At 69.3% G+C, this 24,830-nt stretch carries 20 protein-coding genes and 2 pseudogenes; 13 read left to right on the top strand and 9 right to left on the bottom strand.

Annotation, left to right across the window (positions count from 1 at the left end; genetic code table 11):
* Positions 1 to 196: 196 nt before the first annotated feature.
* Entirely contained in the window at positions 197 to 910 is a 714-nt protein-coding gene (locus FCH28_RS13665; protein ID WP_136740149.1) for a hypothetical protein, read from the top strand.
* An 82-nt stretch (positions 911 to 992) separates the two neighbouring features.
* On the opposite strand, the gene FCH28_RS13660 is transcribed toward FCH28_RS13665, so the two are convergent.
* Both FCH28_RS13660 and FCH28_RS13655 read right to left on the bottom strand, forming a co-directional pair.
* Positions 993 to 2,447, bottom strand: coding sequence for a polysaccharide deacetylase family protein (locus tag FCH28_RS13660; protein WP_169314145.1), 1,455 nt, complete (start codon positions 2,445 to 2,447; stop codon positions 993 to 995).
* 226 nt (positions 2,448 to 2,673) lie between these two features.
* Positions 2,674 to 3,939 (bottom strand): helix-turn-helix transcriptional regulator, encoded by a 1,266-nt coding sequence (locus tag FCH28_RS13655; protein WP_136740147.1) that lies wholly within the window; start codon positions 3,937 to 3,939, stop codon positions 2,674 to 2,676.
* Between the two features lie 370 nt (positions 3,940 to 4,309).
* Between FCH28_RS13655 and FCH28_RS13650 the strand changes: the two genes are divergently transcribed.
* The 3 genes and pseudogenes from FCH28_RS13650 to FCH28_RS13640 form a co-directional block, all read left to right on the top strand.
* Positions 4,310 to 5,683, top strand: a complete 1,374-nt coding sequence (locus tag FCH28_RS13650; protein ID WP_136740146.1) for an ATP-grasp domain-containing protein — start codon at positions 4,310 to 4,312, stop codon at positions 5,681 to 5,683.
* Positions 5,680 to 7,713, top strand: coding sequence for a PEP/pyruvate-binding domain-containing protein (locus FCH28_RS13645; protein WP_136740145.1), 2,034 nt, complete (start codon positions 5,680 to 5,682; stop codon positions 7,711 to 7,713). Before FCH28_RS13650 ends, FCH28_RS13645 begins: the two co-directional genes overlap by 4 nt.
* Positions 7,710 to 8,957: pseudogene (locus tag FCH28_RS13640) on the top strand (MFS transporter); the annotation flags it as partial. The gene FCH28_RS13645 and the pseudogene FCH28_RS13640, both read left to right, overlap by 4 nt.
* Before the next feature lie 67 nt (positions 8,958 to 9,024).
* Here the strand turns inward: FCH28_RS13640 and FCH28_RS13635 are convergent.
* A complete protein-coding gene (locus tag FCH28_RS13635; RefSeq protein ID WP_136740144.1) occupies positions 9,025 to 9,465 on the bottom strand; it encodes a MarR family winged helix-turn-helix transcriptional regulator in 441 nt (146 codons plus the stop codon).
* A gap of 145 nt (positions 9,466 to 9,610) precedes the next feature.
* Here FCH28_RS13635 and FCH28_RS13630 point away from each other — a divergent pair.
* Positions 9,611 to 11,107: pseudogene (locus FCH28_RS13630) on the top strand (MFS transporter); the annotation flags it as partial.
* Positions 11,093 to 11,719, top strand: coding sequence for an MSCRAMM family protein (locus FCH28_RS39160; protein WP_246102901.1), 627 nt, complete (start codon positions 11,093 to 11,095; stop codon positions 11,717 to 11,719). The pseudogene FCH28_RS13630 and the gene FCH28_RS39160, both read left to right, overlap by 15 nt.
* A gap of 16 nt (positions 11,720 to 11,735) precedes the next feature.
* Here the strand turns inward: FCH28_RS39160 and FCH28_RS13625 are convergent, their stop codons facing one another.
* Positions 11,736 to 12,341 (bottom strand): hypothetical protein, encoded by a 606-nt coding sequence (locus tag FCH28_RS13625; protein WP_136740142.1) that lies wholly within the window; start codon positions 12,339 to 12,341, stop codon positions 11,736 to 11,738.
* 109 nt (positions 12,342 to 12,450) lie between these two features.
* Complete coding sequence (locus tag FCH28_RS13620; protein WP_136740141.1) at positions 12,451 to 13,179, bottom strand: maleylpyruvate isomerase family mycothiol-dependent enzyme; 729 nt, start codon at positions 13,177 to 13,179, stop codon at positions 12,451 to 12,453.
* Between the two features lie 124 nt (positions 13,180 to 13,303).
* On the opposite strand from FCH28_RS13620, the gene FCH28_RS13615 reads away from it, so the two are divergent.
* The 4 genes from FCH28_RS13615 to FCH28_RS13600 all read left to right on the top strand — a co-directional run bounded on the left by FCH28_RS13615 (position 13,304) and on the right by FCH28_RS13600 (position 16,094).
* Positions 13,304 to 14,140: a WD40 repeat domain-containing protein gene (locus FCH28_RS13615; RefSeq protein ID WP_136740140.1), complete on the top strand. Its 837-nt coding sequence runs from the start codon at positions 13,304 to 13,306 to the stop codon at positions 14,138 to 14,140.
* The gene (locus FCH28_RS13610; protein ID WP_136740139.1) at positions 14,137 to 14,406 is read left to right on the top strand and encodes a hypothetical protein; all 270 of its coding nucleotides are present in this window, start codon (positions 14,137 to 14,139) and stop codon (positions 14,404 to 14,406) included. The genes FCH28_RS13615 and FCH28_RS13610 overlap by 4 nt, the downstream gene beginning before the upstream one ends.
* Positions 14,407 to 14,723: 317 nt before the next feature.
* Complete coding sequence (locus FCH28_RS38520; RefSeq protein ID WP_187363829.1) at positions 14,724 to 15,161, top strand: ATP-binding protein; 438 nt, start codon at positions 14,724 to 14,726, stop codon at positions 15,159 to 15,161.
* 315 nt (positions 15,162 to 15,476) lie between these two features.
* On the top strand, positions 15,477 to 16,094 hold the full coding sequence (locus tag FCH28_RS13600) for a TOPRIM nucleotidyl transferase/hydrolase domain-containing protein (RefSeq protein ID WP_136740138.1): 618 nt from the start codon (positions 15,477 to 15,479) through the stop codon (positions 16,092 to 16,094).
* A gap of 82 nt (positions 16,095 to 16,176) precedes the next feature.
* Here the strand turns inward: FCH28_RS13600 and FCH28_RS13595 are convergent, their stop codons facing one another.
* The 3 genes from FCH28_RS13595 to FCH28_RS13585 form a co-directional block, all read right to left on the bottom strand.
* A complete protein-coding gene (locus FCH28_RS13595; protein ID WP_136740137.1) occupies positions 16,177 to 18,690 on the bottom strand; it encodes an SCO7613 C-terminal domain-containing membrane protein in 2,514 nt (837 codons plus the stop codon).
* Between the two features lie 263 nt (positions 18,691 to 18,953).
* On the bottom strand, positions 18,954 to 20,264 hold the full coding sequence (locus FCH28_RS13590; RefSeq protein WP_136740136.1) for a hypothetical protein: 1,311 nt from the start codon (positions 20,262 to 20,264) through the stop codon (positions 18,954 to 18,956).
* Between the two features lie 257 nt (positions 20,265 to 20,521).
* Positions 20,522 to 21,229, bottom strand: a complete 708-nt coding sequence (locus FCH28_RS13585; protein ID WP_136740135.1) for an NAD(P)-dependent oxidoreductase — start codon at positions 21,227 to 21,229, stop codon at positions 20,522 to 20,524.
* A 132-nt stretch (positions 21,230 to 21,361) separates the two neighbouring features.
* On the opposite strand from FCH28_RS13585, the gene FCH28_RS13580 reads away from it, so the two are divergent.
* Positions 21,362 to 22,078: a TetR/AcrR family transcriptional regulator gene (locus FCH28_RS13580; RefSeq protein WP_246102774.1), complete on the top strand. Its 717-nt coding sequence runs from the start codon at positions 21,362 to 21,364 to the stop codon at positions 22,076 to 22,078.
* Between the two features lie 308 nt (positions 22,079 to 22,386).
* Here the strand turns inward: FCH28_RS13580 and eno are convergent, their stop codons facing one another.
* Complete coding sequence (gene eno / locus FCH28_RS13575; protein WP_136740134.1) at positions 22,387 to 23,694, bottom strand: phosphopyruvate hydratase; 1,308 nt, start codon at positions 23,692 to 23,694, stop codon at positions 22,387 to 22,389.
* A 163-nt stretch (positions 23,695 to 23,857) separates the two neighbouring features.
* On the opposite strand from eno, the gene FCH28_RS13570 reads away from it, so the two are divergent.
* Entirely contained in the window at positions 23,858 to 24,280 is a 423-nt protein-coding gene (locus FCH28_RS13570; protein ID WP_101386258.1) for a MarR family winged helix-turn-helix transcriptional regulator, read from the top strand.
* Positions 24,281 to 24,448: 168 nt separating this feature from the next.
* On the top strand, positions 24,449 to 24,814 hold the full coding sequence (locus FCH28_RS13565; protein ID WP_136740133.1) for a MerR family transcriptional regulator: 366 nt from the start codon (positions 24,449 to 24,451) through the stop codon (positions 24,812 to 24,814).
* Positions 24,815 to 24,830 lie beyond the last annotated feature (16 nt).

The following is a 24,830-nucleotide window of genomic DNA, read 5'->3' as shown; positions in this document are numbered from 1 at the left end:
CTCTTTCGGTGGTGCGGACGGCCCGTCGGCAGGACGGGCAGCCAGCTGATCGCCGAGCGGTCCGGCTCACTGCCGGCCCGCTCGCTGACACCACAAACCTAGTATCTTCCAGATAGTGGTTTCCTATGGGAAAGTGCCTCGGCGCTGAGTACGGGGAGTGCGGGCGAGGATGACGCCACCTGGCTAGGGTCGGCCCATGCGTACTCCCACCCCGATCGAGCAACGGCTGCTCAAGACCCAGCAGGAGTTGCAGGATTGCCCACACCTGACGGTGAACCGGTCGCTGACCGGCGAGCTGGGCCAGATTTTCGAGAAGACACCGGCGCTGTTCGGCTACCTACCTGAGTGGGACGGCGTGGTGCTCAGCTCGGAGCTGTGCGTGAACAGCCCACGCATCTCCGAGCTCGCCAACCACTGGTGGAGCGCACCCGGCGCGGATCTGCCGGAGCTGGGCGGCGAGTTCCGCATCACCGATCTGTTCAGCGCAGTGATCAAGCATCCGCCCGATCTGATCCCCTCCGGCTGGCCAGGCGCCGAACTCTGCTCCGAGTTGCGTGTCATCGACAACACCCCGCTCACGGCGGCAGGGCAGCTCGCGGCGATCCGGATCCAGCGGCACACCGACCCGCTGGAAATTTGGTACTACGACATGGACATGAACGAGGTCGAGGGGTGGGGCCGGCAGTTGGTGCGGCTGGACCTCACCTACACCGGGTACCTGGAGCGGTTGGTGCTGACCAAGGGAACATACGGGTGGCAGTACCTGTTCACTGATGAGGTCCCCTTCACCGATCCGTACTTCAAGGACATCCGCACCGGCCTCGGGGCGATGCTGGACCACTTTCCCGGCCTCTTCCCCACCTGGGACTACACCGACCTGCGGCGGCGCTTCGCCGCCCGATTCGACTGATGTCACCACGCGGCTCGGCGCATGCGTCGGGTCACCCGAAATGGCGCCCACGCCGACACAGGGTGGCTGCCACGGGCGAAGCTCAGCGTCGGGAGTAGCTCTGGCCCGGGTTGGTCTGGCCGAGCAGTTGGCTCACGGTGACCAGGGTGAAGCCTCGGGCGCGGAGGCCCTTGATGACGTGGGTGGCCGCGTTTGCGCTGGTCAGGTGGATGTCGTGCATCAGGATGATCGAGCCGGACCTGGCTTGGGAGACGGCTCGCTGGCTCACGATCGAGGTGTTGCGGTCCTTCCAGTCGTTGGTGTCGACGTCCCAGAGGATCTGCGACAGGCCCTGGCGGCGGGCCTGCTGGAGCACCGTCGAGTTGGTCGCTCCGTACGGGGGCCGCATGAGGTCGGGTTTCGGCACGCCCGCCTGCTTGATCGCGTCCAGGGTGCGGGAGATCTCGTCCCCAACCAGCGACGCGGACATTCCGGGCGAGGTCAGGTCCTTGTGGTCCCAGGTGTGCACGCCGATCTCATGGCCGCCGGCGACGATGGCCTTGAGGGTCTGGGGGTAGGTGTTGACCTGCTGGCCGAGGACGAAGAAGGTCGCTACGGCCTTCTGACGTGCGAAGGTGTCGAGGAGCCCGCGGGTGGGGGCGCCCGGCCCGTCGTCGTAGGTGAGCGCCACGCACTTCTTGACCGTGCAGTCCACATTCTGCGCGGGAGGTGCGCTCGGCACGGGATCCTGGGGCCCGGATGTCGAGTCGCCGAGCGGTGGTGTACTGGGTGTGAGGGCCGCCTCACGCGCTGTGTTCCCGAAGGTGGAGAGCAGCCCGTCCGTCTGCTCCTTCGGCAGTGCCACCGACACCCGCCCCTCGGCGTACGCGGCCACCTGGCCTTCCTGGAAGGCCACGAAGAGCCTGCCGTCCCGCGTGAACGCCATCATGGGGATGCTGTCGGTGCGCAGGGCGTTTTTGAATTCCTCCGCCATGACGGCTGTTCCTTGATCGTGGAGGGCTTTCCGCACCGCATCGCGCAGCGCTTTCCTGTCCTTCACGAGTGCCGCGTTGGGGCGGAGCTTGTGGGTGCCGAGGTCGTACCACCATGTGCGCCAGGACTCGGCGCCGCTGGCACCTGCGAAGATGTACTCCTCAGTGATCAGGCCCAGTGCCTCGCCGGAGGAAGCGACCAGGCGCCACGATCTGTTGAGCTCCGGGTGAGGGCCGTTGCCCGTCGCCGGCGTCCCGTAGTCCGAGGTGTACGTGGCGATGGCCGCACGGCTCGCCTTGCTGATGGCGCCGTTGAGCTCTGTAGCGCCCGGAAGCTGGGGCCAGACCGCATAAACGTGATGCGTTTCGTCCTTCACCACCTGAGTCCGCATGCCCGGCACTCTTCCGAGCAGGGCTGCGGGGGCGTAGGCGGGATGCGGTGCCTGTGCCGCGGACGCACCTCCGTCGTCCTTCCCCTTGCCGGACTGCGACGTCCTCGGTTCCGCGCACCCCGACAGTGCGAGGGCCAGTACGGCGGTGGCTGCCGCCCAACGGAGTATGTGCATGGGACGCCCCGTGTCTTCTTGCTCGGCTCGCTCGGCCTGCTTGGGAGACCGGTCGCCAGAAGGCACTCGGCCGTGGAACAAGAGCATTGAAGGGAAAATCCGGCACGGCCGGAAGCGGGTTCGCCAGTTCCCGGGGTAAATCCTGCGGAGGCGGTCGCGAAAACCTACGGTCGCGAAAACCTGCAGGGTTTGCTAGTGCCACTGCCACTGCCGCCTGCCACTGCTGCTACTGCTGCCGAGTCGCCGAACGCGGGGGCCAGGACTGCGGCAGGAGGATGCCGAGGGCGTAGGCCCGGGCGACCAGCGCGCACCTGGTGGGAGCGTCCAGGAGGTCCCGGAGACGGCTGAGGTGGTAGTCGACGGTCTGACGGGAGAGATGCAGCGAGGTGGCGATCTCCGCGTTGCTGCGGCCGACCGCCAGGAGCGACAGGATGCGTTCCTGACTGGCCGTCAGGGCGGGGTGGGGTTCGTGCGCGATGCCCTGAGGGGTGGCGACCGCCCACACGCTGGTGGCGCGGGCCGCGCCCCGACCCACCGTCGTCAGATGCAGTCGGGCCCTGCGCTGCCGGCCGTGGGCGTCGACGAGTACGGCGGAGGCCTGGATCCGTCGGCTGCGGCGGGCTATCAGATCGCGCCAGCCGCGCCACAGACCAGCTGATTCCGAGGCGGGCGCCAGCATGCTGTCGGCCCGGCGGCCGATCAGGTCGGACAGTCGGATCTGGAGGAGTTCGGCGGCTGCCGCGCTCGCCTGCTGGATCCGACCGCCCGCGGAGACGAGCACGCAGGGCAGCCCACTGTGATCGCGCAGCGCGCACAGGCTCTCCTCGGCCTCCCGACGCTGGTGGAGCGCGCGGGTGTAGTCGCTGATGTCGATATAGATGCCGGCCACACAGGTCTCGGTGCCCTCCTGTACAGGGAATCGATGGCCGGCCGCCTGCCCGCTGCTGCCGTCCGGGCGGTGGTAGGTGAGGGTGTGCCGCACCGGCTTCCCGCGAGTGAGGACGTCCTTGTCGAGGGCGAGGACGCGCGCCGCGTCGACGGGGGAGTCGACCTCCTCGATGTGTTTGCCGATGATGTGCTCCGGTGTGGTGCCGTACAGATGCGCGTAGGCGTGGTTCGCCCACAGGTGGCGACCGCCGGCGTCCCGGATGAAGGCGGCGGCGGGGGCGAGGTCGGCGAAGGCGTCGTATCGACGGTCGGCGGTCGAGCTGGTGCCCACCTCTACGGCGAGCCCGCGGGACCGGCCCTGCCGCGGTACGCCAAGACACCAGTTCACGTCGAACAGCCGGCCGTCGAACTGTGCCTGCCCGTGGCTGAGTCCGGAGGCGGACGGGCCGGACAGCCCCTGGCGCACGGTGTCCAGGAAGCGCTGCGCGGTCCTCGTGTCGCCGAAGGCGCCACCTCCGCTGTCGATCACCCGCAGTTCACCGTCGGCCTCCCACCAGGACACCGGAAGGCCTTCGAGCAGCGACTTCAGACCGGTCTCGTCCACAACGGCCCCTCTTTGGAGAAGAGTTCAACGAGTTCGATGGCGGCGCGTACGGTGCGCCACCGCCATGCGTATCCGGAGCTGCCCGGCCACATGCCCGCTTCTCGGCCTATCTGGACGCATGAGCCCCGGCGGCCGGCCCGAATCTTCCCGTCTCCCCACGCCATACAGCATCACGGAACCTTCACCAGCTGACGGCGAACTCCACAACTCTGGCGTTTGCCTGAGTGCGTGAAGCCCACAGCGGCGTATCGGGCGGCGTTCGGCTGCTTCTCTTGAGGTACGGCGCACGGACAGCGGATCCGGGCCCGTCGGCCGCCCCGGTTTACCAGTGGGCACGGCCCCAACCCACCTGTAGAGGAGTCGAATTCCAGTGAGCACGGTGCTGTTCGTGTATGCCAAGGGCGGTCCGCCCCTGGGGTATGCCCTGTCACGGGTCGCCGCGAGGTCCGCAGTGCACCTGCTGGCGCTCAGCACGCTCCCCACCAGCGCGGCTCCGGTCGCCGAGCGGCTGTGCGCCTCGGTGCTGAGCCCCGCCGGGAGTGAAGGGGACGATCTGGTGTCCTTGATCGTCTCCCGGGCCGAGGCCGTCGGCGCGGACGCGGTCGTCACCTTCTCCGAGTACGCGGTCGTCGCGGTCGCCGAGGCCTGCGCGAAACTCGGCCTCGCCGGAGCCGGCGACTCCAGCGCGCTCGCGCGCGACAAGCGGCTGATGCGCCGCACCTGGATGCAGCAGGGCATCGCCCAGCCGCGGTTCCGCCCGGTGGCCGACGAACAGGAACTCCGCGACGCCGCCGCCACCCTCCGCCTCCCCCTCTTGCTGAAGTCCGCCTGGAGCGCGGGCTCCACCGCACACCAGATCATCCGCTCCACCGACGAGATACCGGCGGCCTGGGACCGGGCGAACGCCGTCATGGCCGAATCCGCCGAGCTGGGCTACGCCGAACTCCACGTGGCCGGAGCCGGCGGGGACTTCCTCGTCGAGGAGATCGTCCCCGGCACCGCCGACGGCTGGTTCGACCAGAGCGGCTGGGGCGACTACGTCAGCGTCGAGGGCGTCGTCGCCGACGGGGAGTTCCGTCCGGTGTGTCTCAGTGGCCGGATGCCGACCGTGGCGCCGTTCACCGAGCGCGCCGGCATCACCCCCGTGCCGCTGCCGGACGACGCCCAGCGGCGCATCGTGGCTCTCGCGCGCGACGCCGTCGACGCGCTGGGCCTGGAGAACTGCGGTACCCACACGGAGATCAAGCTCGGGGCGGACGGCCGGATGTGGGTGATCGAGACCGCCGCACGGTTCGGCGGCGCGATGACCGTTCCCCAGATCGAGGAGGTCTTCGGACTGGATCTCATCGGCATGCTCGTCGACCAGCTGCTGGGGCGGCCGGTCGTATGGCCCGCCCGGACCCTCACCTTCCAGGAGGCGCGTGGTGCGGCCGGCTCGCTCGTCGTCCTCGCCGTCGACGCCGCTGGTGACGCCTGGCCGGACCGTCGTGTCTGGGATTTCCCGGCGGTACGGGACGCGCTGCCGCTCAGTGCCGGCAGCCGGCTGTCCGTGGTGGCCGACAACTCGCTCCCCGACGGTGCTCCGGTGCCGGTGTACGACCCGACCGCGGGCGCCAACACGATGGCGGCGCTCTGCCTGCTGTCCGCCACCGACCCCGGGACCGTGCTCCACGACTTCCAGGCCCTCGTGCACGCCCTGCCGAAGATCCTGCCCCTCGCCGACGCCACGGAGGCCCGCTCATGAACACCACCATCGCCCCGCCGGCCGCCGCTCCACGTCCCGTCACCGACCGCACGGCCGTCGGCGAACACCTCGCACTGCCGCTGTTCCGGACCCTCGCCGGCTCCCTCGCCGGCCACCCGTACCTCAAGGTCGTGGTGGACCGCGCCGAGGACACCTGGCACCTGCTCGACACCGCCGTCCACCCCTTCCATGTCGACTACATCGCCACCCGAGTCCTCGGCATGGAACCGGCGGAACTGGACTCCTGCCTGGACGCCTTCAACGCCTCCGTCTACATGGCCCCCGACCGCCGCTTCCTGTTGGGCGTGCTGTCCTTACACACCGACCAGGACACCGAGGGCAGCCCCCGGCCCTTCCTCGTCCTGGAGACGACCGAGGCCGACACGATGGACGGCCCCTTGCTGGAGGAGTTCTACACCTTCGTGCGCCACCGGCTCGACGGCCGGCTGTCGCTGCTGCTGAAGCCGGCGAACCACGGTCAGGAGCACGCTCTCGCCGCCATCAGCGACGTCCGGGTGCCGCGGATCCTCAGCCACGAGCTCTTCGGCCATCGCACCCGCACACCCCTCAACCCCGGCGAAGCCGTCGGTCGGCTCCGCCACTTCCGTACCACCGAGGAGTACGCAGCCGCGGCCGGTCCACTCGGCGGCTCCGACATCGTGGCCATGCCGTGCCTGCCGGACGATGTGCCGCGCGTCGCGGGCTTCATCAACACCGCGGCGACCACCCCGCTCTCGCACACCAACGTCCTCGCCGCCGGCTGGGGCATCCCCAACGCCATCGTCCGCGACCTGGACCGGCTCCTCGAATCCGACAGCCTGGATGGCGGCTGGGTCCGCTACCGGGTGACCGAGGACGACATCAGCCTCGTCCCGCTCGCCCCGGCGACGGTGCCGACCGCACCGGCCCCGCACCGCCCGCGGATCCGGCTGCGGACGCCGCTGCTGGACGACCTCTCCGCGCGGCCGTTGCACCGACTGCGCCTCACGGATCAGAACCGCTACGGCACCAAGGCGGCCCACCTCGGGGAGCTCCACCACGTCCTGCACGCCCGCACCGCCGACCTCACCGCCTTCCACGGGCGGCCGCGACCGCCGCGCCCCGACCTCTACCGGCATCTGGCCGCCCGCCTCGGCACCACGTACCCGGCGGCCCCCGGCGAACTCCGCACCGCGGCGGCCGACTTCGTGGCCGGCACCGTCAGCGCACCGGACGGCATCGCCCTCCCGTTCGGCCTGCAGCACCGCTTCCTGCTCTCCTCCCCGGCCCTGCGCGATGGCATCGTCCAGCTCAAGGCGGCCCTCGCCCGCGACGCCGCCGAAACCGTGGAACCGCTCTGCCTGCGGTTGCAGCAACTCGTCCGCACCACCGCCCTGCCTGACGTGGTGGCCCGCGAAACCCTCCGGGCGCTGCCCACCGGGCCGGCTGCCGGACGCCGTCTCGTGGTCCGCTCGTCCGCCAACGCCGAGGACCTGCCCGGCTTCTCCGCGGCGGGCGTCTACACCTCGGTCACCTCCGTGTACAACGCGGACCAACTCCTCGACGCCGTACGCGAGGTGTGGGCCTCCCTGCTGTCGCCGCGCAGCGTCCGACTCCGCCACCAGGCGGGCATCTCCCTCGACGACACCTACATGGGCGTGATCGTCCAGCCGTATCTGCCCGCCACCCTCGGCGGAGTGCTGGTGACCTGCAACCCGACCAAGCGCTCGGACTTCCGTAACGTCTGCCTCAACTGCTCGCCCGGATCGCCCGAGACCGTCGTCGACGGCAGCGCGCTTCCCCTCCACTACCTCTACAACACGGTCGAGGGCGGCGGCCGCACGGTCGCGCTCGGTTCGTCCGAGACGGACCTGCCCGCCGCCACCCGGGAGAGGCTGGCACACCTGGCCCTGGCCGGCCGGCTGCTCCAGTCACACTTCAGTGCATCGGACGTGGACCGTCCGCTCGACATCGAGTGGCTGATGGCCGATCAGGACGGCACCGATCAGGGCGCGTTCCACCTGGTCCAGATCCGCCCCTACGCGCGATGAACCGCCGCAGCGCCCACCCGGGCACCACCGGTAAGCCCCAGCCTTTGGCCCCCCGAGCCCGCCGGATCATCCGCCTGAACAACGCCTTCCAGCTGCTGTTCAACCTCCTGTGGTGGATGCCGGTCTTCTACGCCTACCAACGGCAGGCGGGCCTCTCCGACGGACAGATCTTCGGCATCCAGAGCATCTACTACATCGCCTTCTGCCTGTTCGAGATCCCGACCGGGCTGGTGGCCGACCGCATCGGGGCCCGCAACTGCCTGCGCGCCGGCGCCGTGGTGATGACCGCGGCGAACCTGGCCCCCCTCCTCGCCCCCACCTACACCGGCTTCCTGGCGCACTTCCTGGCGATCGCCGCCGGTCGCTCGCTGACCTCCGGCGCCGCCAGCGCGTATCTCTACGACAGCCTGCGCGCCCAGGGCGCAGACGAGCACTACCTGAAAGCCGAAGGACAGGCGAGGGCGTGGGGCCTGGGCGCGAAGGTGCTGTGCTGGCCGCTGGTCGGCCCACTCATGCACCTCGTACACGGCGCGCCGTACGCACTGAGCGCCGTCAGCGCCGCCGGCTCCCTGCTCTGCGCCCTGGTCCTGCCGGCCCAAGCCGCCCCCTCCCCACGCCCGGCTGGCCCGGACCGCCGGCGGCCCGCAGTCCTGCACGACGCCACCGCGGCACTGCGCACCCTGCTCGCCACCCCGTGGCTCACCCTGGTCATGGTGCAAGGCGTGGCGGTCTTCACCCTCTCCCGCATCTGCCAGGTCAACCTCTTCCAGCCGGTTCTGCTGGACCACGGCATCGGCGAAGGCTCACACGGCGCGGTACTGGCCGCCATGACCGTCGCCGAGGCGGTGGCCTCGGCCCGCCCGCAATGGCTGACCGCACGGCTGCGGCCGGCGACCTGGGTGACAGTGCTCAGCCTCGCGATGGCTGCGACGCTGGCAGGTCTCGCCCTCGGCGGCCCGTGGACCGTCATAGCCCTGCTCTGCCTGTTCGCCACCGTCTGCGGCTTCGCCTACCCGCTCCAGCGCAAGCTGGTGAACGACGCCATTCACCCTGGCACACCACGCGCCACCCTGCTCTCCGTCGAGAGCATCGTCGACCGCGCCGTGTGCGCCCTGGCGGCCGTGGCCGCGGGGGCCTACCTCGCGGCAGACCGGCTGGACACCCTGCTGTGGCACAGCGCGCTACTGACCGGCGCCCTGATGGCCGTCTGCCACCTGGTGCTGCGACGCTCTGCCCGGTCACGCGCGGAACCACCCGCCGCCCGCCTGTCACCCCGGCTCGCGCCCCGGTCGGTGGTCATAACGCGGGCTGTCAGGCGTCCTTCTCCATCGTCGGTCGCAAGCGTTCCAGCAGGGCGTAGAGCGTCGCGCTCTCGGCTTCGCCCAGGGCGTCGAGGGCGCCGTGCGTCTCCTGCATCTCCTCGCGCACGCGGCGGATGATCTCGCGGCCCGCGTCGGTGGCGACGACGTTCTTCACGCGGCGGTCTGCGGGGTCGGCTTCACGGCGGACCAGCTCGCGGGCCTCCAGGCGGTCCACGATCCCGGTGACGTTGGACGCGTCGCACACCAGCAGGGCGGCGAGGCCGCGCATCGGCAGCGGGCGGTCGAGCTGGGCGAGGACCTTGGCCTGGGTGGAGGTGAGGCCGTGGTGGGCGGCGGCGGCCGCGAAATCGCGCCACTGGGCGGTGCCGATGGCGGCGAGCAGCTCCAAGAGCTGGAGCTTGGTGGGGGCCTGCGGGGCGGTGGTGCTCATGGTTGGAGCCTACTCAAGATGCTTCACATCATCAATTGTTTACTTGACGGTCTTAAGTATTGGCGTCTACCGTCTGCGGAAGTACTTGATGTCATCAAACATCTATGATCTGAAGCACTGAAGCACTGAGAAGGTCCCGCCAGCCATGAGTCACGCCGCATCCGCCCCCGCCCCCGGGCAACGGAACGAGACGGTCATCGTCTTCGCCCTGAGCCTCGCCGCCATGGTCGTATCGATGATGCAGACCCTGCCCGTCCCGATCCTGGGCCTGATCCAGGCCGACCTCGGCACCTCGACCGCCAACGTCAGCTGGGTGACCACCGCCACCCTGCTGTCCGCCGCCGTCTTCACCCCGCTGCTCGGCCGCTTCGGCGACCAGCACGGAAAGAAGCCCACCCTGGTGGCCGTGCTCGTCGTCATGGTCGCGGGCTCAGTCATCGCCGCGATGGCCAGCTCGCTGCCGCTGCTGATCCTGGGCCGGGTGTTCCAGGGCGCCGCCACCGCGATCTTCCCGCTGGCCCTCTCCGTCCTGCGCGAAGAGATACGGCCGCAGAAACTGCCCGGCGCCATGGCTCTGGTCAGCGGCACCCTCGCATTCGGCAGCGGGCTCGCCCTCGTCGCCACGGGCCTGCTCACCTCCGGCACCGACGCCGACTACCGCAACGCCTTCTGGATGGCGACCGGCTTCGCGGCCCTCGCCCTGCTCGCCGTCGCCTTCCTGGTCCCCGCGACCCGGCACAAGACCGGCGGACGCACCGACTTCCTCGGCGCCCTCACCCTCGGCATCGCCCTTCTGCTGCTCCTGCTGCCGATCTCCCAGGGCCACGAGTGGGGCTGGACCTCCGCCCGCACGCTGGGCACCTTCGCCGGCGCGGCCGTCATGATCGCGGTCTGGGTCCTGGTCGAGGTCAAGGTCCGCGAGCCCCTCGTCGACATGCGGATGTTCATCCACCGACCGGTCCTCATGGCCAACCTCGCCGGCATCCTCGTGGGCTTCGGCATGTTCGCGAACTTCCTCGGCGTCTCCTACCTCGTCCAGATGCCCGAGGCGCTCACCGGCTTCGGCTTCGACGCCTCCATCCTGCGTGCATCCGTCCAGTTCCTGCTGCCCGGCGCGATCGTCTCCCTGCTCGCCTCGCCCATCGGCGGCCGGCTCGTCCGCCACCGCGGCCCCCGGTACGTGCTCGGCCTGGCCGCGGTATTCGGAGCCGTCGGCTTCGGCTGGCTGGCCCTCGACCACGCCCACACCGCCTCGGTGATCGGAGCCGGCCTCATGACCGGCGCCGCCGTCAGCTTCGGCTACGCCGCCATGCCCGCCGTCATCATGGCGAGCGTCCCGCACCACCAGAGCGGCATCGCCAACGGCATCAACTCGATCTCCCGCTCCACCGGCAGCGCGATCGGCAGCGCCATCGTCACTACGATCCTGGCGTCCAAGACCATCGAGCACCTGCCGGCGGGCGTTCCGCCGCTGCCCGCCGAATCCGGGTTCACCCTCACCTTCGGCATCGGGGCCGCCGCCTTCGCACTGGTCGCGGTGATCGGCTGGCTCGGCCTGCGCGGACAGCACGGCCCCCGGGCCGTCAAGGCCGGCAAGGCAAGCGCGAACACCTCGTCAACTCCGGTCGTGGAGCAGGCCGTTGCTGACCCGGCCACGGAGCCTGCGCTCCAGGCCGAAGCTGATCCGGCCACCGAGCCTGCGGTGCAAGCCGATGCTGTCCCGGCCGGGGCCGGGTTCCACGGCCTGGTCCGGGACGCCGACGGCGAGGTGCTGGGCGGTGTCGCACTCGCCCTCGTCTCGCCGGACGGACGGCAGGTGGGCCGCACGGTCTCCCAACCCGACGGCCGGTACACGCTGCACGCCCCGACCGGTGGCTCGTACCTCCTGATCGCCTCCGCCGATGGCCACGAGCCGCAGGCCGCCACGGTCATGACGGCGGCCACCCCGGTCGCATACGGCGTCAAGCTCGCCCGCGCCACAGGATCGGCCGGTCTGCAGGTGCGGGGCACCGTACGCGGCGGCGAGGGCAGCCGTCCGCTGCCCGATGCCCGGCTCACGCTGGTGGACTCCGCCGGCAACGTGGTGCGCACCACCATCACGGACACCGACGGCGCGTACGCCTTCACCGATCTGACCGCGGGCGAGTACTCGCTCATCGCCAGCGGCTACCCGCCCGTGGCGTCGACGCTGTCCGTCGAGGGCCGCGGTACGGACGACTTCGACTTGGCGATGGCACACCCCGCAGCACAGTAGGCGGCGGTATCCGAGCTCATTTGAAATGGTCTGTGATCTTCTTGCGCGCATCATCCGAACCGACGACCATTACCAATGCGGCGGGCTCGGATTGGCGCTCCTTGAGTGAAACCTGGCCTTGCTGTCCAGCCGTCGACGTGTCTTCCCTGGACGTGAATTCGACGACCATCGCCTTCTCGCTACAGTACAGCGATGCTTGCGAGTGAGAAGCGTCTGAACCTGCGCCCGAAGCAAGTCCGTAAGGGCCGGCAGCGTAGCGTTGACTGCCTTCTGAACGATCCTTCGGCCAGGCGGAAACAAGGTTGATCAATGATCGCTTTGAGCGCTTCGCATCGACTACTAGGAGCCCGCAGGAACTTCCTTGAGTGTACGCAATCATGCGGTAATGGCCCGCGTGAACTTCCCCTACCGCTCGGGGGGCTTCACGCGTGTCAGAAGTTTCCGTTTCGGACAGCGGGTCTCCATCGAGGCTGATCGACTTCAGTTGGTTGATTGGAGTGAACTGGTCCGCTGAAGAAGCGGTTGCGGAGGGCCCGGTGTTACCCCCGCTATTCGCCGTACAGGCGATACACGAAAGAAAAAGAGCGGCCCCGACGACCAGCTTCCGGGTTGTCCGAGTCACGAGTCCGCTCCTTGATTCACAACAGCGGTTCCAGGACCGCCCACTGGTCGTCCGTCAGGCCTCCACGCGCCATGCGCAAGATCGTTCCAGGCCCTCGCCTGTGAACCCGTCAGTCTGCGGGATCAGGCGGCCATGGACCCAGTTCCGGCAAGTGGAGGCCGGTCGTGCTCAAGGGGCCGTCGGCGCTCCGGCCGGCCATCCAGGCCGCAAGGTCACGCACTGCTCCCGAGACCTCGACTGTCGTGCCCGTGCCCGTGCCCAAGGTTCGGGCGAAATCATGGTCGGTGGCCTGCAAGACCAGCCGAGTACCGACGGGGGCGCGATCCGACAGGAAGTCCAGGGCGTGCAGGGCGAAGTCCAGCGACCAGTCGCGGGGGTGGTAGCCGACCGCGAGGTCTACGGCATGGATCTCCGCCTCTCGCCACCGTGCCAGCGCGGTATCCAACACCGTGGCGTGACGGAAGCGGACCGCGCGACTCCAGTCCGTTGCCGTCAACCCGCTCCAGGCATCTTCCAGGGACCGTTGGGCCAGTTTCAGTTCCTCGCGCAGCCCCGCCAAGGGCCGGGCGGCGCCGCGGTCGATGGACTGGTCACGCTCTCCCTGGCCGCCGTCGTACATGTCGATGATCTCGCCCCGCAGGGCGGCCAGCGCCTGCCGCTCGAAGGCGCGGGCGTTGTCGGCGAGATGCTTGATGACATGCCCGCGGCTCCACCCCGGCAGGGCAGAGGCTGCCTCCTTCTGCCGGTCATCGAGTCGATCGACCAGTTCCAGCACCCGAGTGTGCGCTTGGGAGACTCGGAGCACCAGTTCGTCAGGGGCTATAGGCAAGTTGACCACTGTCGCAGCCTAGCCGTTGACCCACTTCCGATACACGCCCGAAGCTCGACGATTAACCTCCCAAGGTGAACAGTTACTCGGTGCTTCCGACGGCCATGCCGGCCAGGCTTCGCAGTGTCAGTTCGTGTTGCCGATGACGCTGCGGGCTGCGAGGCGGAAGTCTTTGAAGACCCTGGCGTACGGTGCCAACACCACGATCACGCTGTGGGATGTCGCCTCTCGCGACCTGGTCGCCACCCTCGTCGACCCCGTAGGCCCCACGGCGCGTGTGGTCGACGGTGCAGTGTTGTCCATGACGTTCGCCGGGGACAGCCGCACCCTCATCGCCTCCACCTGGACCGATCAGCTGCGCTTCTGGGACATCCGGCAGCGACAGCTCACCGCCACGGTCCGGAAGGCCGGGAAAAGCCTGATCGACATCGCGGCCAGGCCGGACGGCAAGGTTCTCGCGACCACCTCTGAAAACGAGGTCAAGGTGTGGCGCGCCGGCACTCGTACAGAGAGCGAGAACCTGACCTTCACTCAAGAACCCTTCAATGCCTTGGTGTTGAGCCCGGATGGGAAGTCGCTGGCCCGCGGCGAGAAGGGTGGGGCGGTCCAGGTCTGGTCCACCACCACCTGGAACCCCGTCCAGGTACTCGACAAAAGCATCGAGGAGACGGCGCAGGCCATGGACCGGGCGGGCTTGTGTCCGGCGCCCCTCCGGGGTCATCTACAGGCGACCTCACCCCTCCGAATGCAAGGTTATCGAGGGCCTGTCGTTGCCAAGGTCGTCGGACAAGCCCTCCAGAACGCTCTGATGAAAATATTCCTCGGACGGGTGATACTTCGACACTTTGATATGAGTGCAGTGGTTAGGGCTGTGGCAGTGCGTTACGAGGGTCCGAGGACGGACCCTCCGGAGGCACGAGGGTCGTGCCGCACCGTTGAGCGCACTTGCTGGAAGGGATACAGATCGTGAAGATCGCCAAGGCTGCTGCGGGTGTTGTCGGTGTCGCTCTGGTTCTGGGGGCCGCGACGCCGGCACTCGCGGCTCCTGGGCCGCTCGATGGTGAGACGGCGCTGCTGGACAGCAACACGGTCAGCAAGCAGGACGTGAAGAACCCGCTCGATGGCGTCAACGCCGACGTGCTCATCGGCGCGGTGGGCAAGGTCGCCGACAAGCTGAAGACGAACAACGACCTCGCCTCCAAGACGAACGCCCTTGGCGCCGGCAGCGCGCTCTGACCGTCGGCTGGTGAGACATCGGCGCCCTGCCACAGGGGCGCCGATCCACGTCCAGGCTCGTCGACATTCTCGTTTAGCTCACCCGCCACATCCGACGGAGATGTGACCACCGCGCCATTCTCCGACGCGACCGAAGTCAACGCGATGGTGCGGGAGTTGGCGGTTCGCGTCTACGGCACTCACGTCGGCGGCGTCCGTCCGTCTCGGGACTTCTGAGAGCTGAAACCGACGTAGTCCCGTGAATCGCGGACCACGGACCACGGACTCTCTCGGCTGTGCCGCGCAATTCCCGAACAATCCTTTTTGGAGCCAGGCTTATGCACGCCAAGATCATGACCATTGCCGTCCCGCTGCTGGCAGGAACTGCCGTACTGGGCTCCGCCGGGGCGGCCACAGCAGCATCGCCGGCCGACGGTGCGACGAGCGCCGTGACCGGGGCCGTGACGGGCCTCCCCATGGAAGAGGTGGCCAAGACCTTGCCCGCCGGCACTGCCGAATCTCTGGCTGCGGGCCAGAACGCCCTGGCCTCCGGCGCCGCCACACTGTCGATGACAGCCGACCAGGCCCTTCCGGCGGTGGCCGGTGGGGGAGAGGGGGGCGGTCTTCCGGGTGGAGATCTTCTCGGAGGACTGCCTGTGGCGGGAGATGCCGCCAAGGGCGGACTTCCCACCGACACTGTCACGGGTGTCGTCACGGGTGCCATCACGGGCGCCGCGCCGGGCGGTCTCCCTGGGGGACTGCCTGTCGGTGGTTGATGGAAAACAGTGAAGTGCGCCAGGGCCGCTGCAGCCGCCTCCACATCCACAGCGGTCAACGATCAGCGCCAACGGCCAATTGATCCGGCACGGGGCCAGCGCAATTGAGGGGGTGGTTGGCGTAGACCGCCAACCACCCCCTCAGTCACAAGCGCTCCGGGCCACACATTTGGCCACTCCAGGCTGGGAACTCAAGCCCCCGAAGCTGCCCCCTCCCCGGGTACGCAGGCGTACCCGGGGAGAGCGCCGGGCACATCGACCGGGCCGTCGGAAGAATTCCGTGCCGTGCCGTCGGTGGAGGTGCAGACTCACCCCATGGCGGACATGCGCGCATTCCGGGACGAGGTCAGCGGCTGGGCAGCCGGCGGTCCCGCCGGGCCGGCGAGTGATCTGGCTGTACGACTGGGGATACGGACGGCGGTGTTGCTCGAAGGGCTGAGCGACCTCGCGGCCGTTGAGACTCTGGCCGCGCGGCAAGGCCAAGACCTGGCCGCCGAGGGGGTGTGTGTGCTGTCGATGGGCGGGGCGATGAACATCGGCCGTTACGCCGACCGCCTCGGGCCTCCCGGTCTCGGCCTGCGCCTGACAGGACTGTGCGATGAGAGGGAGCAGCCCTTCTACGACCGCGGCCTGAAACGGGCCAGGGCTCCTCAGCAGGGCTTCTTCGTGTGCGTGACGGACCTGGAGGATGAACTCATCCGCGCGCTGGGCACAGCAAGCGTCGAGGAGATCATCCGCGCCGAGGGCGACCTCCGCGCCTGGCAGACCTTCCTGCACCAGCCCGCACACCACGGCCGACCCCGGCAGCAGCAGTTGCGGCGCTTCCTCGGCACGAAAAAGGGCCGCAAGATCCGCTACGGCCACCTCCTCGTCGAGGCCCTCGACCCCGAGTACGTACCCACCCCACTTGGCGACCTCCTCACCAGCCTCTGACCGGATGTGGTGTTCGGGGCCGGCGGCAACAGAAGTGCGGGGCGGGGGACCGGCGACGTCAGCAGGGGGCCGTGTCGGAGGCTCACCTCATGTTGCGGACCGTGTCACGCAGGCGCCGGGCTTGGCCGATCCGCTTCTCGTAGGTGGCCCCGAGCAGCAGCAGGAGCAGGCCGGCAGCGGCCAGCGGCACCCAGCGGGGGAGGAGGCCAAACACCTGGACCACGGTCGGGGCGAGTTCGTGCAGCCCGACCAGTACGAGTACGCCGCTGCCGACGATCAGCGGTGCCTGGAGGTGGGTGCGTACCCCGACGACGGTGGCGAGCAGGGCAGCCGCGCCGAGGAGCAGCGGGCGTACCCAGTTCCCGTCGCTCCACGTGGCGATGAGGCTGGGGAACATGGTCGCGCTCAGCCCCGCCCCGTAGGCGGGCCAGGAACTCGTCCCCGGAGTGCTCGTACGGCGGCGGTGACCGATGACCAGTGCCACTGCCGTGACCGGGAGCGTGTACGCCTCGGGGACGGTGACGTCCGCCAGGGCGAGGCGCACCCAGGAGGAGGCGATGAGCAGGGCGGTTCCCATGAGTGCGGCGCGGCGGCGGTCCGGGCGCAGCGCGATGGCCAGGCCCGCGACCCCTGTCACGGCGAGGGCGAGACTCAGCGCACCGGGATGGCGGGCCGTCAGGGCGAGGGCGGTTGCGGCAAGGACATACCCGGCGCCTTCGACGGCCGTGGAGACCTGATCGCGGCCTGGGGTCCGGTGCCACGCCGCTGCGGCGCAGGCGGCGATGACGGCGACCGCGAGTACCGCGAACGCGGTGACGTGCCCGGGTAGGCCGGCGGTGATTCCGGACGCGACCGCCTCGACGCCCAGGGCGAGGATGGCGAAGGCACCCGCGACACATGCCGTCGTGCGCACGGGAGGCCGGGCAGTCGGCGCCGAAAGGACGTGGGCGAGTACGGCGGCTGACACGGCGAAGGTTCCCCATAGCGCGAGAACGGCAGCCCGGTCGGCCGACGACCACAGCAGGGCGACAACGCCGCTCGCGGCCAGCCCCAGAAGCCGCGGTACGAGTGCGGCCCCCTGCCGGCGCACGACGTCCACCGCTACGGCGACGGACGCCATAACGGCGGCCGCCAGCACCCACCCGTACGGCAGCCCCAGTGCCACCGGCAGCAGGAGCAGCGGCGGGACGGCGGCCAGTGCTGTGGTGTTGTGTAGCACCTTCGCGAGTTGGTCCGTGTGACGGTCGTCGACGGTGCGGGCACGCAGTACGGCCATGGTGGCCAGGACGGAGACGACCAACCAGAGTACGACCAGCGGCGCGGTCGCGAGCTGCCAGCTCCACCGCTGCGGATGTCCGTCAAGCCAGAGCTCCATGCCGGGGACGACGGGCCGGGTGAGGGCATGCGCGAGTTCCGGCAGCACCACAACACCGGTCAGCAGCAGCATGGTTGAGGCGGCGACCAGCTCTCCCATTGCAGCCGCGGCTTCGGGCGGCGGTGCGTACGAGCCACCCCTAGCAGGCTTCGTCCACCGGCCGCTCCGCGCACAGGACACCGCCGCCCACGCCGCGATGAGCGCAGCCGGTGCCGCGTATCCAGCAACGGCCCATCCCGAGGGTGTGACGCACCGCAAGCCGGCTCCGACGGCCACGATCAACGCCACGACGGCCACACCCTCAGCGGCGGAGCGCAGCGCCGGTGGCAAAGCGCGGAAGCCGCGGCACAGCCCCGTACCCAGCAGCGCGAGCAGACTCAGCGGCACCCAGGCCCGCATCACCTCGGCCGGCGACGAGGCGCCCACCGCGTGCCACACCGCGAGCGCCCCACCCAGCAGCGCCCATCCGCCGCCGACCACCCGGGCCCCCGTGACCAGGATGGTGGCAGCCTGCTCACCGCCCACCCGGTCGCGGAACCCGGCAGGCCCGGTGGCGGCGCGTGCAGTGAGCACGTACAGGGCCGCGAAGTCCACCGCCGCCGTGGCGATCATCGCGGTCGCGTAGTTCTCGGCCGCTCCGCCCAAGGCCGCAGTGCCCAGGAGGCCCGGCAGCCGTGCTATCAGGAATCCCACGGGCAGCGGGAGCCGGAGCCGTTGCCACCAGCCGTAGACCGCCGCCCCCACCGCCATCAGCGTGGTGAGCACCGCCCAGTAGCCCGCTGTCCCCACGCGATCCAGACCGCCCAGTCCGGCCTCCCGGGCGGCGTAGGCGTCCAGGAACACCAGGGCGAGTCCCACGGCGGCCGAAGCCTCGGCGGTGGCCGTGAGCTGCCGCCGCCGCAGCAGACCAGGCAATGCGAGCGCGCACACGGTCACCGCGAGCAGTATGGCGGCCCGCCCGCCGATGCCCAGCCGTCCCCAGCTCACCACGGTGAACACCAACGCGGCCACGACCACCAGCACTCCGCCGACTATCAGCAGCGCGGTCCGGGCGGACGGCGCGGAGACCTCCCGCCCCGCACCACTGGCCGTACCACCGCCCTCGACCACGGTCGGAATCACCTGCAACCTCGCGGGTGCGTCCCGGCGTACCCGCAGCGCGGCCAGCAACTCGTCGTGCCGCCGCGCCAGCCACTGCCTGCGTGCGTCCAGCGCGTGCAACTCTCCTGCGACCTGCCACAACGCCAGGGCATCCGGCCCGGTCAGCGGCAGTCGGCAATGAGTGCACCAAGCGGGCGGAGGTGACCCAAGAGGCATTCCGCAGTCGGGGCAACCCGGCGATTCCATGTGCATGGCGCGAGTATGCGTAGTCCTGTCGGCCGTGGCATGAGTACCCCTACTCAGAGTCTCCCTGAGGCCCGAACTGACTTACCCGATCGTTCGACTCCGGGTGTCTGGGAGGGAGGCTCGCCTTCCACCTCGATTCAGCGGTGGGGATACGCGATGAGTCCAAGGGCGAGCTTGCCGCTGCCGGTCGGCGCGATGAAGTATCCGTACTCCGCGGAGTTTGCGGCCGGCATGGTCGCACCGTCGGGGGCGAGCCTGGGCACCGCCGTCTTCAGCGGCACCTGGACCTGCGGCCTCGGCTCGCTGTCGTCGGTGGGAACGGACACGCCGTAGGCGACGCCGTTGTCGTCGACCGTCAAGAGCTCGATGGGGTTGCGCTCGTCTGTGCCTTCGAAGCAGTACCCCTTCTTGCTCTTGAGGTCGAAGGCGCCCGTACCGACGACGAGATATCGCCCGTTCGCGGAGACCGACGGGGTGTAGAAGGTGGGGTTGGCCGTTCCCGTGCCTTCGGGAGGAGAGCACGGCATATCGGCTACGACGGCGCCTGAACGCGCGTCGTGGACGACCCATCGTGCGGGGTGGCCGACGTCGAGGTGGTCCCACGTGCCGATCACGTAGTCCTCGGTGACGGCAATGGCGTTCCCGTATCCGTCCCGGTAGCCGTCCGGAACGGTGTCCTCACCATCCCAGGCGCCGAGCACTTCGTATCCGGATGCGGGAGAGCTGACGACCAGCCCCTTGTCCACCATTGCGAACGCGTCGCCCGCTTTCTCACAGGTGTCGCAGGATTCGTACTCGCGGGTCCGCCCGGTGGCAACGTCGACGGTGGATACCCGGTCGAACTCCGCGATCACCACTCCGGACCCATCAGCATTGATGCGGTCCGGCTCACCGGATACGGATACGGCCGTGGTCTTCAGCGGGGCCACGGCTTGTCCTGAGGAGTCGGCGCGGTAGGAGACGACCTCGACGACCTCACGTGCCGGACTCAGCTCGTCCGCCTGCTTCTCCCCGTAGGCGTATGCCACGACATACTCGGCGTCGCCACTGGTGACGACCGCCAGGTGCGGCGGTGGGGCGTCCCCGGTCTCCGTCTGGCTCTCCTCCGGGACAGGCGGTGTCCATGGCCTGCTGCGCCAGCGCAGTTTCCCGGTCTTCTCGTCCCGTGCCTTGATGACGTATCCGTCCCCCGTGCTGTCGAGGTACGTCACGAGGTGATTGCGGGGTGCTGTGGTCAGTGGCACGGCACCGTCCAGGCCACCGGGTGTGACTCGTTCCTGCCAGCCCTGGGAGTTGTCGTATGTGGTGGGAACGCTGATCCCCGCGACCTTGTTGGGAGACGGGCTCTCACTTGTGTGGCTTGGTCCATCGCCGGAGTCGCTGCTGCAGGCCGTCAGTACGCAGGCCATGAGCACCGCCGGCGCGGCCTTCGCAATCCGCAGGTTCAACTGTCCCCCTTCTCCAGCCTTCTCCAGCGGATGTGGCACAGCCGTCACGCCCCCTCGCAGCCACTTGTGCGATCGGTGACAAGCTATCAACTACGGGGCATACGCGAGTGTGTGGGCGTTCGCTCCAGCTGACCACGGGCACTTGTCACAGCAGGGTCACTTGGCTGTATGGCACGGCTGGCATTCCTGGCCCGCCCTGGCCCGTGGGGGAGTGCGCGAACTCCCCCACGGGGATCTGGGGATCTTGCTGCGGGCTTTCAGTAGCCGATGGTGAAGCGACGCTGGACGAAGCGGGGTAGCTCCGCCTCGTCGATCAAGGCCACCGCCGCATCTTCCACCGAGATTCGGCTGCGGCCCTCAGCATCCAAAACAGGCTGGTCACCTCCGACCCTGAAACGCCCAGTGCGCTCGCCGGGGGCGATTTCCTCCGCGGGGCTGAAGTAGGTCCACAGCCGGTTCGAGACGCGCAGGACGTCGAGGGCGTCGCGGTGTCCGCGTACCGCTGCGGCGTATTCGCGGGGCAGCCCGAGCTGGTCGAGGGCTGTGTGCAGCAGCTCGTCGGAGTCGGCGCGCACCACGCCCGGGTCGATCTCCAGACTGCCTGCGCCGCCGATCACGATGAGCCGGGTACGCGGGTGGCTCTCCAAAGCCTTCAGCAGGGCCCGCGCCGCCGTCGCGTAGACGGTCGGATCGGCGATCGAGCGCTGCACGGTGTCCGTGAAGTCCTTGGCGGCGTTGCCCGGCTGGAACCCGCTGATCAGGACGTCGAGGCCGGGCAGCGCGCCGGCGATGCTCTTCGGGTCCAGGGCGTCGACGCTCGCCCATGTGATGTTGTCCCGATGCTCGTCACGCTGCGGCTGTGTGGCGTCACGACTGAAGGCCCTGACGTGGTGATGGCGGTCGAGTGCCTCGGTGACGACCCGCCTGCCGATGGTGCCCGTGGCTCCGATGACTCCTATGTGCATGTCTCTCCCCTTGTCCCCTTGTCCCCGTGTGCATGCAGAATGTGGACGCCACAGAGGTGACGCCGTGCAGAAACTATACGCCGTGAAGTTTCGGTACCGCGCTCATTAAATGGACGCTGTAGAGTGCCAGTTGTGACAGTCACGGGCAGCAGGGGACGGCGCGAGCGGCTACGGGCCGAGACCACAGCCGAAATCAAGAAGGTGGCACTGGACTTGATGGCGTCCGGCGGGCCGGACGCCATCACACTGCGGGCCATCGCGCGCGAGATGGGCATGACGGCCAACGCCATCTACGGCTACTTCGCGACCCGGGACGACCTGGTCACCACGCTCATCAATGATGTGTACACCGCCTTGGCCGACGCCGTGGACGCTGCCTGGGAAGCCGCCCCCGCCACGGATCCCGCCGTCCGGATCGAGGCATGGGCCAACGCCTTCCGGACCTGGGCCCTGGTGAATCCGCAGGGCTTCCGGCTCATCTACGGCGACCCCGTCCCCGGCTACCAGGCGCCCGAAGGCGGCCCCGCCCCGGACGCGGCACGCCGGGTCTGCACCGGACTCACCGCCCTCGCGGCAGCCGCATGGCCCCACGCCCAGCGCCTGTACCAGGGCAGCACCTTCGACTGGTCCGACTTCGACCCCGGGCTCCTCGACAAGGTACGCCCCGCCTTTCCCGACCTGCCGCCCGCAGCCGTCGCCCTCGCCTTGCGCCTCTGGGGACACCTGCACGGCCTCGTGTCACTGGAGGTCTACGGCCACCTGCGCACCCAGACGGCCAGCCCGGAGAAGCTTTTCCAGGAGGAACTCGCCCAGCTCACACAGACGCTGGGCATTCCGCGCGGGCGTTGAACATCCGCAGCGCCAGGTGACGGACGAGATGGGTGTAGGCCGGGCGAGGTTGCAGGCTCGGGCGATTGCCGGGACGCCACCGCCGCAGACATCGGTTCCCCTGCGACTGCACGACACCGCAGCGTGATCCGGCACTGGCTGGTTCCATTCGACCGGCCGTGCCGATCGGCGCGGGAGGAAGGCGCAGGTCACACACGGGGGAGGGACAGCCCAGGAGGACTTGTCTTCCCGTGCGGCCGGGGTGCCCCACGCGAGCGGGCCCCCAGATCGATCTGGGGGCCCGCGTGGTCTCTATGTCTGCCTGCTGTTCACGCCCGGCGCAGTGCGGAGCGGCCCGCGAAGCGTGCCGAGTCGCCCAACTCCTCCTCGATACGGATCAGTTGGTTGTATTTTGCCGTGCGGTCGGAGCGGGAGAGTGAGCCGGTCTTGATCTGACCGCAGCCGGTGGCCACCGCCAGATCCGCGATGGTGGTGTCCTCCGTCTCGCCCGAGCGGTGCGACATGACAGCCGTCCAGCCCGCCTGGTGGGCCGTGGCCACCGCGGCCAGGGCCTCGGTCAGGGTCCCGATCTGGTTGACCTTGACCAGGATCGAGTTGCCGACGCCGGTGCGGATGCCCTCGCGCAGCAGCGTCTCGTTGGTGCAGAACACGTCGTCGCCGGTGAGCTGGCAGCGGTCGCCGACGCGGGCGGTCAGCTCGCGCCAGCCGTCCAGGTCGTTCTCCGCCATCGGGTCCTCGATGGAGACGACCGGGTACGCGTCGATGAGCTTGGCCAGGTAGTCGGCGTTCTCGGAGGGGGTGCGGCGCACCCCCTCGCCCGCGTAGTCGTACACCCCGTCGCGGAAGAACTCCGACGACGCCGGGTCCATGACCAGGCCGATGTCCGTGCCGGGGCGGTAGCCGGTGCGCTCGATGGCGGCCATCACGAAGTCGAGCGCCTCCTCAGCGGTACGCAACGCGGGTGCGAAGCCGCCCTCGTCGCCGACGCCCGTGGAGTGCCCGGCGGCCAGCAGATCGCGGCGGAGGGTGTGGAAGACCTCGCTGCCCATGCGGACGGCCTCGGCGAAGGTGTCCGCGCCCACGGGCGCGATCATGAACTCCTGGAAATCCAGCGGATTGTCGGCGTGGGCGCCGCCGTTGACGATGTTCATCATCGGCAGCGGCAGGAGGTGGGCCTCGGCGCCGCCGAGGTAGCGGTAGAGGGGCTGGCGATGGGCCGTCGCGGCGGCCCTGGCGGCGGCGAGGGAGACGCCGAGGATCGCGTTGGCGCCGAGCCGGGACTTCGTGGCGGTGCCGTCGAGGGCGACCAGCGCGGCGTCGAGCCCCGCCTGGTCCGCCGCGTCCCGGCCGCGCACGGACGCCGCGATCTCCCCGTTGACGTGGGCCACCGCGCGGTCGACGCCCTTGCCGTGCCAGCGCGCGGAGTCTCCGTCGCGCAGTTCCACGGCTTCCCGGGCACCGGTGGAGGCACCGGAGGGGACAGCCGCGCGCCCCAGGGATCCGTCCGCCAGGACGACGTCGACCTCGACCGTGGGGTTGCCCCGGCTGTCGATGATCCGGCGGGCGGTGACGGTCTCGATGGCAGCGTTGACGGTTCCGACTGCCTTTGCGGACATGGGAGTTCCTTCCCGTGGTCGTATGCCGTGGCCCCGGCTGCGACAGCGCTGGCGCTGGGCCCGACAACGCAAAACCCTACAGCAATGCTGCTCAGTTTTGCTGTACAGCATTGCTGTGCAGGTCAGGTGCACAGCTTTGCTGGCCAACGGGGTAAAGTGCCCTATGCCCACCTCGGAAGCCGCCGCCATCGCCGTTGAACTGCGCACCGCGATGGGCAAGCTCACTCGGCGCGTCAAGGACGAGGACCGCATCCCGCTGGGCCAGGCCGCCGTGCTCGGTGCACTCGACCGCAACGGCGCCATGACCACCAGCGACCTCGCCGCCGATCAGCGCGTACGGCCCCAGTCGATGGCCCGGTCGGTGGGGCTGCTCATGGAACAGAACCTGATCACGCGCCGGGCGCACCCCACGGACGGCCGCAAGTCGCTGGTCGAGCTGTCGGACGCGGGCCGGGCCGCACTCGAAGCGGAGCGCGGCCGCAGAGCCGGTTGGCTCGCGCAGGCCATCGAGGCCGAACTCACGGATGAGGAACGGGCGTTGCTGGCACGGAGCGCCGCCCTGCTGGAGCGGCTCGCCACACGCTAGTGCCCCGACAGGCGACGTGCGCCCCGTCGCCCCCCTTCGAGGGCAGACGTTGCCCGGCGGGGAACCAGTTGTTGCGGGACATGAGGTCGCTGACGCCTGGGCAGGTCTGCACTTCGTCGTAGCGCTGGTGCTGGAAGATCGTGGTGTTCCTGGACGTTGCTTCCGAGTGTGAAGATCAGTGAAGCTGCCAGAGTCAGCGGCGTGAGTGCGCGATCGTTGCGGCACTACGAGGACGAGGGCTTGATCGTCCCCGGTCGTTGCAGCAATGGGTTCCGCGACTACTGCCAGTCCACCATCGATCGGGTGCTCGTCATCCGCTCGCTGCTGGAGTCCGGGCTGCCCGTGCGGTTGATCAGGGAAGTTCTGCCCAGCCTCACGGACGGCTCTGATGTCGGCGCGGATGTGGTGTGCGCGGAGTTCCTGCACGAGGTCCAGTGCTATCGCGATCGACTCGCCGCACGTATCGCCGTTCTCAGCGATCAGCAGGCGGCACTCGACGCCTACCTGCGGGAGGCCCGCCGCACCGTTCTATGACCGCCACTTGACCTTG

This window comes from Streptomyces piniterrae (assembly GCF_005048155.1).
In the GTDB taxonomy this organism is placed as follows: domain Bacteria; phylum Actinomycetota; class Actinomycetes; order Streptomycetales; family Streptomycetaceae; genus Streptomyces; species Streptomyces piniterrae.
This window is presented reverse-complemented; position numbering and strand designations above follow the sequence as displayed.